The sequence below is a fragment of the Winogradskyella luteola genome, from assembly GCF_019203985.1.
Lineage (GTDB): Bacteria > Bacteroidota > Bacteroidia > Flavobacteriales > Flavobacteriaceae > Winogradskyella > Winogradskyella luteola.
In genome coordinates this window covers 55,870-71,129 of the sequence record NZ_JAGSPD010000004.1, presented here as the reverse complement: position 1 = coordinate 71,129, position 15,260 = coordinate 55,870, and the positions used below count along the sequence as shown (strand labels likewise).

The window sequence follows — 15,260 nt, the reverse complement described above, 5'->3', positions numbered from 1 at the left end:
GTCTTGAAAGCTCTGAATAAGCTTATGGTTCAGAGCTTTTAAAAAAAAACTATTATGCAAGCAATGAAAGACAATACTGCAAAAAGGGATAGAATCTTTATGATATTACTTATCATAAGCTCTATTATAGTTATTTCAGCCAATATCGCTGTTAATTTTTTTAGTTAATTTTAGTTAGTGACTCTTTATTAGTTAGGAGTAAAAAAGCGCAATTTGTTTTCAAATTGCGCTTTTTGATTATTATAACTTTTAAGATTTTACATCTCTAAAGCTTTCCTTGGATCATTATCCATTAATAACTCTACGGGATTTTCTAGTGCTTCCTTAACTGCCACTAAAAAGCCAACAGACTCTTTTCCGTCGATGATTCTGTGATCATAAGATAAGGCAACAAACATTATTGGACGAATTTCAACCTTACCATCAATTGCTACAGGGCGCTCAACAATGTTGTGCATTCCTAAAATTCCACTTTGCGGTGGATTTATAATTGGTGTGGACAGCATACTACCAAACACACCACCATTTGAAATGGTAAATGTACCACCCGTCATTTCATCAACTGTAATTTGACCATCACGTGCTCTAATTGCTAAACGCTTTACTTCAGATTCTACTCCTCTAAATGATAGGTTTTCGGCATTTCTGATCACTGGCACCATTAATCCTTTTGGTCCAGACACTGCTATACTTATATCACAAAAATCGTAAGACAGCATTTCTTTACCATCGATCATTGAGTTTACCGCTGGATACATTTTTAATGCTCTTACTACAGCCAAAGTAAAAAAGCTCATAAAACCTAGGCTTACACCATGCTTAGCTTTAAAGTCTTCTTTGTATTGTTTGCGTAGATCAAAAATTGGAGACATATCCACCTCGTTAAAAGTGGTCAGCATGGCTGTGGTATTCTTAGCTTCAACTAAACGCTCTGCTACTTTACGACGTAACATAGACATTTTACTACGTGAAGTACCTCTGTTTCCTCCTGTTGGTGTACCCATGGAAGGAGTGGCATTAACAGCATCATCTTTTGTTATACGACCATCTCTACCTGTACCAGAAACAGATTTTGCGTCTATGCCTTTTTCATCCAATATCTTTTTTGCTGCTGGACTTGGTGTGCCAGAAGCATATGTTTCTTTAGCAGGGTTTGGAGCTTTTTCGCCCGTATTCTCGGTCTGTTCTTGCTCTTTCTTTAAGTTTTCTTCGACATTATCATCATTTCCTCCTTCGTCACCACCTTTGTATGTGGTTGTAGCATCAGCTTCAGGTTTTGCGCTGGTGTCTATTAAGCAAACAACTGCACCTACTTCTACGGCATCACCTTCTTCTGCCTTTAACGTAATTGTTCCGCTTGCTTCTGCTGGCAATTCGAGCGTTGCTTTATCACTATCAACTTCTGCAATAGCTTGGTCTTTTTCTACATAGTCTCCATCTTGCACTAACCATTCTGCTATCTCTACTTCAGTAATTGACTCGCCTGGTGAAGGCACTTTCATTTCTAAAATCATATTGTTTTTATTTGTCATTCCTGCATAAGCAGGAATCTTTATAATTTGATACTTTATTTTTGGATTCCCACTTTCGCAGGAATGACATTATTTTCTCTGGTTATTTTTGCTTTTATCAAAAACGTAATCTATAACTTGTTGATGTCTAATTTTTGAACGCACAGAACTACCCGCTGCTGGCGCTCCATAAGGTCTTCTACTTGCAGCTCTCCATTGTCTGGCTTCATCCAAATGCATCAGTATATGGCTATAAGCTCCCATATTTCTAGGTTCTTCTTGTGCCCAAACAACATCATCTGCGTTCTTATACTTTTTAAGAACAGCTCTAATATCTTTAGCAGGAAGCGGAAACAGTTGTTCTACTCTTACCAATGCAACATCATCTCTCTCTTGCTTATCGCGTTCTTCCAATAAATCGTAATAGAATTTTCCTGTTATAAAAACCAAAGTTTTCACTTTATCTGTTTTTGCACTTTCATCATCTATTAGCATTTGAAAACTTCCATTTGCAAATTCATCTACTGTAGAAACTACTTTTGGATGACGTAACAAACTCTTCGGCGTAAACACAATTAATGGCTTTCTGTAATTGGCCTTCATTTGTTTACGCAATAAATGAAACATATTCGCAGGTGTTGTACAATCTGCCACAAACATATTATCCTTAGCACACAATTGTAGATAGCGTTCCATACGCCCAGATGAATGCTCTGCTCCTTGTCCTTCATAACCATGTGGCAGCAACATCACTAAACCATTGGAGGTTTTCCATTTGTCTTCGCCAGATGATATATACTGATCTATCATTATTTGGGCACCATTACTAAAGTCCCCAAATTGTGCTTCCCAAATCGTTAATGTATTTGGACTTGCCATAGCGTAACCATAATCAAACCCTACAACTCCATATTCTGATAATAGTGAATTGAAAATATTAAACTGCCCTTGATTTTCCGAAACGTTTTTTAACAATATAATTTCTTCTTCACTATCTTCAACCTTAACAACTGCATGCCTATGCGAAAACGTACCTCGCTCTACATCTTGTCCCGAAATTCTAACATTAAAGCCCTCGGTTAAAAGTGAACCATAGGCCAAATGTTCTGCCATTGCCCAATCTAATCGATTTTCATCAAACATGGTCTGTCGTGACTCAATCAACCTCTGGATTTTACGAATGAATTTTTTGTCGGCTGGAAGATTAGAGATGACTTTGGTAATGTCTTTAAGTATACTTTTTGAAACCGTTGTATCAACCTGCTCCATCATGGCAACTTCAGTAACCCTAGATAGTCCCTTCCATTCCTCCTGCATAAAAGCAGTAATCTCTGTTTTATCTTCTTTTCGAGAATCCTCTAATTTTTCTTCCAGTTTTTCCTTGTACTTAGCTTCTATATGCTTTACATAACCTTCATTTATAACACCTTCATCTAACAAACGTTGCGCATAAATATCTCTTGGGTTTTTATGCTTAGCAATAGCTTTATATAAAAGAGGCTGTGTAAATTTAGGCTCATCCCCTTCATTATGTCCGTATTTTCTGTAGCCTAACAAATCAATAAAGACATCGCGTTTAAACTCCATTCTAAAATGCAGTGCAAAAAGTGCAGCATGTACCACAGCTTCCGCATCGTCTGCATTGACATGAAGTACAGGAGATAAAGTTACTTTAGCAACATCGGTACAATATGTACTCGAACGACCATCTAAATAATTTGTGGTAAAACCGATTTGGTTATTAACAACAATATGTATAGTTCCATTGGTTTTGTAACCGTCTAACTTGGCCATTTGTACCACTTCGTAGACTAAGCCTTGGCCAGCAATAGCTGCATCTCCATGCACCACGATTGGAAGTACTTCGGAGGCATCCGTTATTTCATCCTTATCTTGCTTTGCCCTTGCTATACCTTGCACTACTGCACCAACTGTCTCTAAATGTGATGGGTTTGGCGCAATGTTTAAATTAATCTTTTTATTGTTATAGGTTTCGCGATTGCTTGTCCACCCTAAATGGTATTTCACATCCCCATCGAATACTTTCTCCTCATAATCCTTACCGTCAAATTCACTAAAAATATCTTTTGCGGATTTCCCAAAAATATTGGTTAGAGTACTTAGTCGTCCACGGTGCGCCATACCCATAACAAACTCTTTCACACCTTCATCGGCTGCTTTTTCAATGATGGCATCGACAGCTGGGATTAGAGATTCATTCCCTTCTAGAGAAAATCGTTTTTGACCAACATATTTAGTATGCAAAAACGACTCAAAAGCAACTGCTTGATTTAACTTTTTAAGGATATACTTTTTTTCGTCAACGGTAAATTTAGCATGATTATCATTGACATTAAGCTTATTTTGAATCCACTCAATCTCATTGGGATTTCTAATATACATGTATTCTACTCCTATAGAATCACAATATATACTTTCTAAATGATCTATAATAACCTGAAGCGTTGCCGACTGTAAACCAATAATTTCACCTGCCGAAAAAATGGTATTTAAATCATTTTTTGAAAGTCCAAAATTTTCAATCTCAAGTGTTGGGGCATATTTCCGTCTAGCCCTTACTGGGTTTGTCTTTGTAAATAAATGACCTCTGTTTCTGTAGCCATCAATGAGTTTTACAACCTGAAACTCTTTTTGAAGCTGCTCTGGTATCTGGGCAGAGACACCTTCTACAATTTCACCATCCATTCCATAGTTTTCAGAGCCAAAATCATAGCCTTGAAAAAAGGCACGCCAACTAGGCTCTATAGCATCAGGATTTTTTAAGTATTGGTCGTACAAATCAGCAAAGTATGCTGTATGTGCTGCGTTGAGAAAGGAATATTTATCCATTATTTTTTATGAGACGTTGTCGTTTCAACAAAATTTCTTCAAAAATACAACTTTTAACAAAAATAGATGTGGTTTTATTATATTTATAACAATTAGAAATTAACCTATTTAATTATGATAAAATTCTATACAAAGCTAAGTAATAAGATATTAATGAGTGTCTTTTTAGCACTTGCATTTAGCAACACATCACTGGCTCAGGATAATTTAGACAGCAATAATAGTTTTTGGAAAAACGTACAGTTTGGAGGAGGTCTCGGGTTAAACTTCGGAGATGGCTTTTTTAGTGGAGCATTGGCACCTGCGGCGTTATATAGACACAACACTTATGTTTCAACTGGAGTGGGCTTAAATTTTCAATATAGTTCGCAGCGCGATGTTTTTAAGTCAACAGTTGTGGGCGGAAGCATTATTGGACTTTTTAACCCCTACAGAGAATTACAAATCTCTACAGAATTTGAACAATTGTATGTTGACAGAGATTTTGATAAACAGTTTGTAGATAATGTTGATGACAGTTATTGGTATCCTGCATTGTTTTTAGGAGCCGGTTATCGCAGTGGTAATGTAACTTTTGGTATTAGATACGATGTTCTGTACGATGAAGATAAAAGCATACAAAACCAGGCCTGGATGCCTTTTGTAAGGTTTTGGTTTTAATTGTATTTATCCCTGTACCAAACCTTTTGCCACTCTCGCTGTAAAATTAAAAAAGTAACATCTTCGGAGAGTTTTAGAGTATCGTTGCCATCAAACGAACGTATTTTTAATTCTGAAACATCGACTTGATACAGTAAATTGAGATAATCTGAAAATCTATTCTGTATAAGATGAAATACCGTTTCTTGCAATACCAACTTTAAGCTAGTGGGCAGTGTTTCTTCATCGAACTCTAAATCTATATTGGCCAATAACAAATCTTTGTTTAATTGAATAATTAGCTTTTCATATAGATTGAGCACATTTGCTTCTGCAATTAAATCTTCAAAATTAGTCGGTAAACTCATTAAACACGTCGATTCATTAATTGCTCACCAAACAACCTCAACAATTGTTTTTTATCTTCGGATACATTTAAGCTTTTAAGTACGTCGAAAGCCTTATTTGTATAATCTTCCACAGCCTTTTGGGTTGCTTTTGATGCACCAGAATCGTCAAAAAGTTTTTTTACAGTATCTACCTTTTGGGCATTGGTGATTGAATTGTTCGACATTACTTCCAACAAACTACATATGTCCTCTTCTGACCCCAACTCTAATGTTTTTAGATATAGATATGTTTTTTTGTTCTCTAAAATATCTCCGCCAACTTGTTTGCCAAAAGTCTCAGGGTTTCCGAATGCATCTAAATAATCATCTTGTAGCTGAAATGCTATGCCCAAATAACGGCCAAAATCATATATTAAATTTTGATCGTTTTCTGAAGCTTTAGCAACAATAGCACCCATTTTCATTGCAGCACCTATCAAAACAGCAGTTTTGTACTCAATCATTTTGAGATATTCTGGTATGGCAACATCATTTCGGGTTTCAAAATCAATATCGTACTGTTGTCCCTCACAAACTTCCAATGCCGTTTTACTGAACAGTTTTGCCAAAGCCTGAAACGTATTTGGTTCGTAGTTCTCAAATAATTGATAGGCCAAAATCAACATGGCATCTCCTGAAAGTATCCCTGTGTTTAAATTCCATTTTTCGTGTACGGTTTCCTTCCCCCTTCGTAAAGGAGCATCGTCCATAATATCGTCGTGTACCAACGAAAAATTATGAAACACCTCTACAGATAGCGCAGCATCCATGGCATCTTTGGTTTCGCCTCCAAAAATTTCGGAAGTCATTAAAGTGAGAACCGGTCGAAGTCTTTTTCCACCAAGTTTAAGAATATAATTGATAGGTCTGTAAAGATTGCCAGGATCTTTTTCAACAGCGAAATCCTCTAAATACGATAAAAAAGATTTCTGATACGCTTCAATGTTTTGCATAATACAAAAATAAGGCTTTAGTGATATTTGATGCCAACATTACCAATGTTAAATAATTATTAAAACTTTGGAAACTTTTATTGTTTTTAAAGTTTCCGTGTTTACATTTGCAGACCAAATAAAAGAGCTATTCCGTTTTGGCGGAACCAAAAAGATGAGAGAAAATATAATCCATAAATCTTCGGAACTATTCCTAACACTAGGTTTTAAGAGTGTTACGATGGATGATATTGCCAATGAAATGGGCATTTCTAAAAAGACGATCTATGTACATTTTAGCAATAAAACAAAGTTGGTCGAGGCGGTAACTTTCCATTTGTTTGATACGATTTGTGATGGTATAGATGAGATTTGTGATAGTGCACCTAACCCTATCGAAGAATTGTATTCCATAAAAATGTATGTAATGCAACATTTAAAAAACGAAAAAACATCACCGCAATACCAATTAAAAAAATATTATCCTCAGATTCATGCGCAATTAAAATTTAAGCAGTTTGAAAAAATGCACAGTTCCGTTCAAGACAGTTTGCAGCAAGGAGTAGATACAGGCGTTTTTAGGAATACTATTGATGTTGACTTCATCTCTAGAATGTACTTTACAGGTATGACAGGCATTAAGGACAACATGTTTTTCCCTCCAGAACAATATCAAATGGAGTATTTAATGGAGAGTTATTTAGAATACCATTTGCGTGCCATTGTAACCGAAAAAGGATTTAAAATATTAAACCAATTCATAACAAAAAATCAATCATAACAATAGAATGAAAAACCTATCAATTTTCATTTTTCTAGTGTGTTTTAGTTTTGGCTTTGCCCAAGACATACCTACCAGCTTTACATTACAAGAAGCTATAGATTACGCTTTAGAAAATAACCGAAACGCTAAAAATGCAGCTCGAGATATTGAAGCAGCAAAAAAGCAAAAATGGGAAACTACAGCTACAGGTTTACCACAAATTGATGCTAATATTAACTATCAAAACTTCTTAAAGCAACAAGTTTCTGTTGTTCCTGCTGAGTTTTTTGGTGGAGAACCTGGCGAGTTTGCAGAAGTAATTTTTGGAACAAAACAGAATGTCAATGCCACTGCAACCTTAAATCAATTACTTTTTGATGGCTCTTATCTTGTAGGTTTACAATCTGCCAAGGTTTTCTTGGAAATTTCGAAAAATGCTAAGGAAAAAACAGATTTAGAAGTCCGAAAAGCTGTAATCAACGCTTATGGTAATGTTCTGCTATCGGAAGAAAGTGTAACCATCTTCGAGAAAAATATTGCGGTTTTAGAAAAAACCCTCAACGAGACCACTAAGATTTATGAAAATGGATTGGAAGAGGAAGAGAGTGTAGAGCAACTGCAAATAACACTTTCCAATGTGCAAAGCAGTTTAAACAATGCCGAACGTTTAAGGGAAATTGCTTACCAGATGTTTAACATAACACTTGGCATAGATTATAAAACCAATGTTACTTTAACTGAAGATTTAGAGCAGCTCACAGAGAAAAACATCTCTCTAGAAGTTCTAGAACTTAAAAATGACGTTACCAATACCATTGATTATAAAATAGCTGAAAACGATAAAACCTCTAAAGAACTTTTATTAAAGCTAGAAAAGAGTAAGGCATTGCCAAGACTAAGTGCATTTATTAATGGTGGATATTTGGGTTTTAGCGATGAGTTCACTTTTTTAGATCGTGACCAAAGTTGGGCAGGTTTCTCTGCATTTGGTTTTAACTTAGACATTCCCATCTTTAGTTCTGGCGGAAGAAGTGCAGCAACACAACGTGCCAAAATAAATCTTGAAAAATCGAAAGATGATCTAACGGAAACTGAGCAAATGCTTAAACTTCAAATTGAAACCGCTAAGAGCAACTACAGGTTTGCAACAGAAGATTACAACAACAAAAAGCAAAACCTGGCACTTGCTGAGCGTATAGAATCTAAAAATCAAACCAAATTCTTTGAGGGTATCGGTTCTAGTTTTGAATTAAGACAGGCACAAACTCAACTATACACTGCACAACAAGAATTATTGCAAGCCATGTTAGATGTTATAAACAATAAAGCAGAATTAGAAACCATCACTAACAATACTACCAACTTTTAAAATTATCATCATGAAAAAAATATATAGTTTAATCATTTTAACATCACTTTTAGCTGCATGTTCGGGCGAAAAAGGAAAGTCTGTAGAAGAACTCATTGCATCAGATGATGCCGTAGCCATTCAAAAAAAGAAAGATGAATTGGTTGATGAGCAGCAAGCCTTGGCCGTTCAAATTAAAGAATTAGATGAAAAACTTCAGAGTATAAACCCTGATAGAAATGTACCGCTCATTACTACTTTTAATGCAAAGGTTGAAGAATTTAAGCATTACCTAGAATTACAAGGAAGTGTTGAAACTAAACAGAATATTGTAGTGACACCAGAAGTAGGTGGTATTATTACACGTGTACATGTAAAGGAAGGGCAAAGAGTAAGTAAAGGACAGTTATTAGCTTCTATTGATGATGGTGGACTGAGCCAACAAAAAGCACAACTAGAAGTACAAGCCAATCTGGCGAAAACAACTTTTGAGCGCCAAAAACGTCTTTGGGATCAAAAAATAGGTAGCGAAATTCAGTATCTTCAAACAAAATCCCAGTATGAAGGTCTACAAAAAAGCATCGCTCAAATCAATGAACAGTTGGCTAAAAATAACGTTAGAGCACCGTTTTCTGGTGTTATAGACGATATTATCACAGAACAAGGTAATGTTGCGGCCCCAGGACAAACACAATTAATGCGTTTGGTAAACCTAAAGGACATGTACATAAAAACAGATGTCCCAGAAAGCTACATCACAAGTATAACCAACGGTAAAAAAGTGGAAGTGATGTTTCCTGTTTTAGGCAAGACATTAACTTCAGAAGTAAGACAGACAGGTAACTTTATCAATCCTGCCAACAGAACATTCGATGTAGAAATAGCTGTGCCCAATAAAGACGGATCCATTAAACCAAATCTAACGGCTCGACTAAAAATCAATGATTATACCAACAAAAAGGCAATTCTAATTCCTCAGAGTATCATCTCAGAAAATGCTGAGGGTGAGCAATACATTTATGTGCTTGCCGATAAAAATAAAGACAAGGCAACGGCAAAACAAGTTATTATACAAACCGGCAAAACACAAGGGGACGAAATCGAGGTATTATCTGGCTTAGAAGAAAATGCAGAGGTTATACAAGAAGGAGCACGCAGTGTTAAGGATGGGCAAACGGTTAAGGTTATTAGTTAGCAATCTTCAAACTTTAGCAAAAGAAGATTAGATGAATATAAAGAGATGCCATAAGCAAAATATCAGCTGTGACAGATAGGTTATATCTCAATTAAAATAAAAGATAAAGTAATGTTTAAGAGCTGCTAAATTTCTAAACATTAAACTTATAAAACTAGCAATCAATGACTAACAAAAAGAAACAAAAGAAAAAAGTCGATAAGGAATTTGGCTTATCATCTTGGGCAATTAACAATAAAACCACGATGTATGTGGCAATTGTCTTAATACTATTTTTAGGAGGTTCTGCCTATTTTAGTATGCCACGAGAAAGCTTTCCAGAGATTAGAGAGACTAAAATCTATATTAGCTCCCTTTTCCCAGGAAACACTGCCGAAGATATTGAAAAGCTAATTACTGACCCTTTAGAAGACAAGCTTAAGAACGTTAGCAATGTTGTTGAAATCACTTCTACATCCCAAGAAGACTATTCTATGGTGATTGTAGAGTTTGACGAAGACATTTCTGTTGATGCCGCAAAGCAAAAAGTGAAAGACGAAATTGATTCTGAAACCTCAAGCGAAGACTGGCCAACATTCAATGGTGCTAAAGTAGAGCCTAATGTTTTTGAATTGAGTCTCTCTGAAGAAATGCCAATTCTTAATATTAATATCTCAGGAGATTATACTGTAGAACGATTAAAAGAATTTGGTGAATACCTCGAAGATGAAATTGAAGATTTGCCTGAAATAAAGCAAGTTGATATTAGAGGAGCTCAAGAAAAAGAAGTAGAGGTTGCTGTAGATGTCTATAAAATGATGGCTTCTAAAGTAAGTTTTGATGATATTACTGGAGCAATTGGCAATGGTAATATGACCATGTCAGCTGGTAACTTCATTACAAGTGGACAAAGAAGAACCATACGAATCATAGGCGAAATCGACAGACCTGAAGATTTAGAAAACTTCGTTGTAAAATCTGAAAACAATAACCCAATTTATTTAAAGGATATTGCCACCATTTCTTTTAGACCAAAGGATAAGACGACTTACGCACGTGAGTATCTTCCTGAAAGTAGTAAAAGTGATGCCGTGGTAATGCTCGATGTTAAAAAGCGTTCGGGTAAAAACATGGTCGCCGCGGCAGAAAAGATCGAAAAAATTGTAGCAGACGCAAAAGCTAATGTATTGCCTACAAACTTAAGGGTAACTACTACCAACGATCAATCTTCTAAAACCATAGGTCAAGTGGATGACTTAGTAAACAATATCATCTTTGGTATTATACTGGTAGTAACAGTTCTAATGTTCTTTCTAGGATTTAAAAATGCATTGTTTGTAGGGTTTGCAATCCCAATGTCCATGTTTATGTCCTTAATGATTTTAGATGCATTAGGTTACACTATGAATACCATGATTCTTTTTGGTCTAATTATGGGTCTGGGAATGCTGGTTGATAATGGTATTGTAGTTGTCGAAAATGTATATCGACTTATGGAGCAAGAGGGTCTATCCCGTGTTGAAGCTGCCAAAAAAGGTATTGGCGAAATCGCCTTCCCCATTATTATTTCTACGGCTACAACTGTTGCTGCATTTATTCCTCTAGGCTTATGGCCTGGGTTGATGGGACAGTTTATGGTCTATTTCCCTATAACACTTTCTGTCGTATTAGGGTCATCCTTATTAGTGGCCATCTTTTTTAATTCAGTTTTAGTGTCTCAATTTATGACCACCGAGGATAAAGACATGCCTCTAAAAAATATCATTGCCATATCAGCAATTTTAGGAGGTATTGGTCTAATCATTATGATATTTGGTGGAGCCTACCGAGGTTTGGGAACCTTAATGATCGTAACAGCTATATTACTTTGGATATACCGTTTAATACTTAGAAAGGCTGCAAATAGATTCCAGACAAAAACCTTGGTCCGCTTAGAAAACTTCTATGAACGCACACTCACAGGAGCCTTTAAAGGTTGGAAACCTCAATTGATTGCCTTTGGAAGTCTTATTCTTTTCTTTTTGGCCTTCGGAAGTTTTGGAGCCTCTGTTGCAAGCCAACGAACAAAAATTGAATTTTTTCCAGATAACAAACCTAATCAGATTATTGTATATATAGAATATCCTGAAGGAACAGATATTGCCAAGACAAATAAGATCACCAAGGAAATTGAAGCCAAGGTGTACGGTATTCTTTATGACGAAGAGTACATCGCCGATGGTGAAAATTTCTTGGTAGAAAGTGCAGTGTCACAAGTCGGTGAAGGTGCAGGAAACCCTCAAACCGATGGCGGCTCTGCTGCTGAAATGCCACATAAAGGTAAGATTACGGCTTCTATGCGTGAGTACAAATTCCGTAAAGGAAAAGATAGTGAAGTGTTACGTAAAAAAGTACAGGAAGCACTTGCAGGCATCTACCCAGGTGTCTTAATATCTGTTGAAAAAGATGCTAACGGACCACCAGCTGGCCCACCTGTAAACATTGAATTAGAAGGTAATGACTACGACGAACTCATTGCTGTTGCAGAACGTATGCGCGAATTTATCAATTCAAAAAACATCTCAGCAATTGATGAGCTTAAAATCGATGTAAACAAGGATAAACCAGGTATGCAAGTTCTTGTGGATAGAGAAAAAGCAGGTGAGCTTGGGGTAAGTACAGGACAAGTTGGTCAGCAATTGCGTAATTCATTATTTGGTGCAAAAGCTGGTATATATAAAGAAGATGGTGATGACTATGATATCTATGTGCGCTTTAACGAAGATTTAAGGTACAACACAAGTGCGCTTTTCAATCAGAATATTGTGTTTAGAGATATGGCTTCTGGTCAGGTAAAGGAAATACCTGTATCTACTGTAGCCAAACAAAACAATAATTCAGGATTTAGTGCCATTAAGCACAAAGATACTAAGCGTGTTGTGACGGTTTACTCTGCTTTAGCTCCTGGCTATACAGACGCTGGTGCCGTTGTAAGTCAGATTCAAAATGAAATGAAAAATTTTAATGACTTACCTTCTACTGTAAAAATAGATTATACAGGCCAGATTGAAGAACAAGAGAAGGAAATGGCATTCCTAATGGGCGCTTTCTTTACAGGTTTAGGTTTAATCTTTTTCATATTGATTTTCCAGTTCAACTCAGTTTCGAAGCCAGCCATTATCATGATTGCAATTTTCTTGAGTTTAATCGGTGTATTTGGTGGTATTGTCATAACTGGTGATTCCTTTGTTATTTTAATGACCATGATGGGTATTATATCGCTTGCTGGTATTGTGGTTAACAACGGTGTGGTTTTACTTGATTATGCCCAACTATTGATTGATAGGAGAAAAAATCAGTTAGATTTAGATATATCCGAATACCTACCTAAAGACGAGTTATTGAAACAAATTATTAAAGCTGGTAAGGCACGTTTAAGACCTGTATTGCTCACAGCTATAACGACAATACTTGGCCTAATCCCTTTGGCTATTGGTCTTAACATTAATTTCTTTACGCTTTTTAGCGAGTTCGATCCCAATATCTATTTTGGAGGGGACAACGTAATTTTTTGGGGACCACTGGCTTGGACTGTTATCTATGGTCTATTTATAGCAACATTCTTAACCTTAATTGTAGTACCCGTTTTATTCTATTTATCAACTTCATTAAAAATGTGGCTAAAATCTAAATTTGGTGGCTCAGATATCATTCCAGAAGACATTGTGCCCGAAAGATTAGTACCGCAAGAAGTATTGAATATGGATAAGTGATACAAATTAAAACCAAACAAGAACATAAACCTCAAGCTTACAAGGTTTGATTAATAGCGGAAGGCCTCAACAATTGTTGAGGCTTTTTATTTAATTATCCTATAAGTTGATTAAATTTGCACGATTAAAATTTCAATATGTATAGAAGTCATAATTGTGGGGAGTTAAGAACTACACACAACAATACAGAAGTTACACTTGCAGGTTGGGTACAAGGTGTTAGGGATAAAGGATTTATGGTGTATGTAGATGTACGCGACCGCTATGGTATTACGCAACTCTATTTTGATGAAGATCAAACTTCAAAAGACTTAATGGAGCAAGCCCAAAGACTGGGTCGAGAATTTGTGATTCAGGTTAAGGGTAAAGTACAGGAACGTGCTTCTAAAAATCCTAATATCCCAACAGGTGACATTGAGGTTTTAGTATCAGAATTAACGGTTCTCAATAGTTCTATTGTTCCTCCTTTTACCATAGAAGACCAAACCGATGGCGGTGATGATTTACGTATGAAGTATCGCTATTTGGATATTCGTCGCAATCCTGTAAAAGGAAATCTAATCTTTAGACATAAAGTAGCCCAGGCCGTTAGAAATTATTTATCTAACAATGGTTTTATAGAAGTCGAAACACCTTACTTAATAAAATCTACACCAGAAGGTGCTCGTGACTTTGTTGTGCCTTCCCGCATGAACGAAGGTCAATTTTACGCACTCCCACAGTCACCACAAACTTTTAAACAGTTACTTATGGTTGGTGGCATGGACAAATACTTTCAAATAGTAAAGTGTTTTAGAGACGAAGATTTACGTGCAGACAGACAGCCTGAGTTCACGCAAATAGATTGCGAAATGGCATTTGTAGAGCAAGAAGATATCTTAAACACATTTGAAGGTCTAACGCGCCATTTATTAAAAGAAATCAATGGTGTTGACGTAGAGAAATTTCCGCGACTGCTTTACGATGACGCGATGCGTTTATACGGAAATGACAAACCAGACATTCGTTTTGGAATGGAGTTCGGTGAATTAAATGCTGTAGCACAACACAAAGATTTTAATGTATTTAATTCTGCTGAATTAGTTGTCGGTATCGCAGTACCAGGCGGAAATTCTTATACAAGAAAAGACATTGACAAACTCATCGACTGGGTAAAACGCCCACAAGTTGGAGCTTTGGGTATGGTTTATTGCCGCTGTAATGACGATGGTTCTTATAAATCTTCTGTTGACAAATTCTACAATCAAGACGATTTAGCAAAATGGGCAGAAGTAACAGGAGCAAAAGCAGGAGATTTAATCTGTGTGCTTTCTGGCGAAACCAGTAAAGTAAGAGCACAGCTGAGTGCGTTACGTATGGAGTTGGCAGAGCGTTTAGGTTTACGCAATCCAGATGAATTTGCACCACTTTGGGTAATGGACTTTCCATTATTGGAATGGGATGAAGAGACAGAGCGCTACCATGCCATGCATCACCCATTTACATCGCCAAAACCTGGACAACTAGAACTATTAGATACCAAACCATGTGAAGTAAAAGCCAATGCTTACGATTTAGTTTTAAATGGAAACGAAATCGGTGGTGGTTCTATTCGTATTCACGATAAGGCGACACAAGCCATTATGTTGAAACACTTAGGTTTTTCAGACGAAGAAGCCAGAGCACAATTTGGATTCTTAATGGATGCCTTTGAATATGGTGCGCCACCACATGGAGGTATTGCTTTTGGATTAGATAGATTAGTTGCCATTTTAGGAGGACAAGAAACCATTAGAGACTTTATCGCCTTTCCTAAAAACAACTCAGGTCGCGATGTAATGATTGATGCACCCGCACCAATTGATAAGGAACAACTTGAAGAATTAAATTTAAAGTTGAATTTAAAGTCTTAACTTTAGACCT

At 36.4% G+C, this 15,260-nt stretch carries 10 protein-coding genes; 6 read left to right on the top strand and 4 right to left on the bottom strand.

Translation table 11 applies throughout. The features are described 5' to 3' along the window. Positions 1 to 257: 257 nt before the first annotated feature. Both odhB and KCG49_RS06010 read right to left on the bottom strand, forming a co-directional pair. Entirely contained in the window at positions 258 to 1,514 is a 1,257-nt protein-coding gene (gene odhB, locus KCG49_RS06015) for a 2-oxoglutarate dehydrogenase complex dihydrolipoyllysine-residue succinyltransferase (RefSeq protein WP_218545499.1), read from the bottom strand. Between the two features lie 87 nt (positions 1,515 to 1,601). Beyond that, positions 1,602 to 4,361, bottom strand: coding sequence for a 2-oxoglutarate dehydrogenase E1 component (locus tag KCG49_RS06010; RefSeq protein ID WP_218545300.1), 2,760 nt, complete (start codon positions 4,359 to 4,361; stop codon positions 1,602 to 1,604). A 114-nt stretch (positions 4,362 to 4,475) separates the two neighbouring features. Here KCG49_RS06010 and KCG49_RS06005 point away from each other — a divergent pair, with 114 nt between their 5' ends. After that, the gene (locus KCG49_RS06005; protein WP_218545299.1) at positions 4,476 to 5,021 is read left to right on the top strand and encodes an alpha-ketoglutarate decarboxylase; all 546 of its coding nucleotides are present in this window, start codon (positions 4,476 to 4,478) and stop codon (positions 5,019 to 5,021) included. Here KCG49_RS06005 and KCG49_RS06000 read toward each other — a convergent pair. Together KCG49_RS06000 and KCG49_RS05995 are read right to left on the bottom strand one after the other, a co-directional pair. After that, a complete protein-coding gene (locus KCG49_RS06000) occupies positions 5,018 to 5,368 on the bottom strand; it encodes a hypothetical protein (protein WP_218545298.1) in 351 nt (116 codons plus the stop codon). The two genes, KCG49_RS06005 and KCG49_RS06000, sit on opposite strands and share 4 nt — an antisense overlap. Continuing rightward, positions 5,368 to 6,342: a polyprenyl synthetase family protein gene (locus KCG49_RS05995; RefSeq protein WP_218545297.1), complete on the bottom strand. Its 975-nt coding sequence runs from the start codon at positions 6,340 to 6,342 to the stop codon at positions 5,368 to 5,370. Before KCG49_RS05995 ends, KCG49_RS06000 begins: the two co-directional genes overlap by 1 nt. Positions 6,343 to 6,496: 154 nt before the next feature. Between KCG49_RS05995 and KCG49_RS05990 the strand changes: the two genes are divergently transcribed. The 5 genes from KCG49_RS05990 (at position 6,497) to aspS (ending at position 15,250) form a co-directional block, all read left to right on the top strand. Continuing rightward, positions 6,497 to 7,102 carry a TetR/AcrR family transcriptional regulator gene (locus KCG49_RS05990; protein ID WP_218545498.1) on the top strand — a complete coding sequence of 202 codons (606 nt, stop codon included), beginning with the start codon at positions 6,497 to 6,499 and terminating at the stop codon, positions 7,100 to 7,102. Positions 7,103 to 7,109: 7 nt separating this feature from the next. Further along, entirely contained in the window at positions 7,110 to 8,453 is a 1,344-nt protein-coding gene (locus KCG49_RS05985) for a TolC family protein (protein WP_218545296.1), read from the top strand. A gap of 10 nt (positions 8,454 to 8,463) precedes the next feature. Further along, entirely contained in the window at positions 8,464 to 9,627 is a 1,164-nt protein-coding gene (locus tag KCG49_RS05980; protein WP_218545295.1) for an efflux RND transporter periplasmic adaptor subunit, read from the top strand. A 164-nt stretch (positions 9,628 to 9,791) separates the two neighbouring features. Further along, the gene (locus KCG49_RS05975; protein WP_218545294.1) at positions 9,792 to 13,358 is read left to right on the top strand and encodes an efflux RND transporter permease subunit; all 3,567 of its coding nucleotides are present in this window, start codon (positions 9,792 to 9,794) and stop codon (positions 13,356 to 13,358) included. A gap of 137 nt (positions 13,359 to 13,495) precedes the next feature. Further along, on the top strand, positions 13,496 to 15,250 hold the full coding sequence (aspS, locus tag KCG49_RS05970; protein ID WP_218545293.1) for an aspartate--tRNA ligase: 1,755 nt from the start codon (positions 13,496 to 13,498) through the stop codon (positions 15,248 to 15,250). The last annotated feature ends 10 nt before the right edge of the window (positions 15,251 to 15,260 follow it).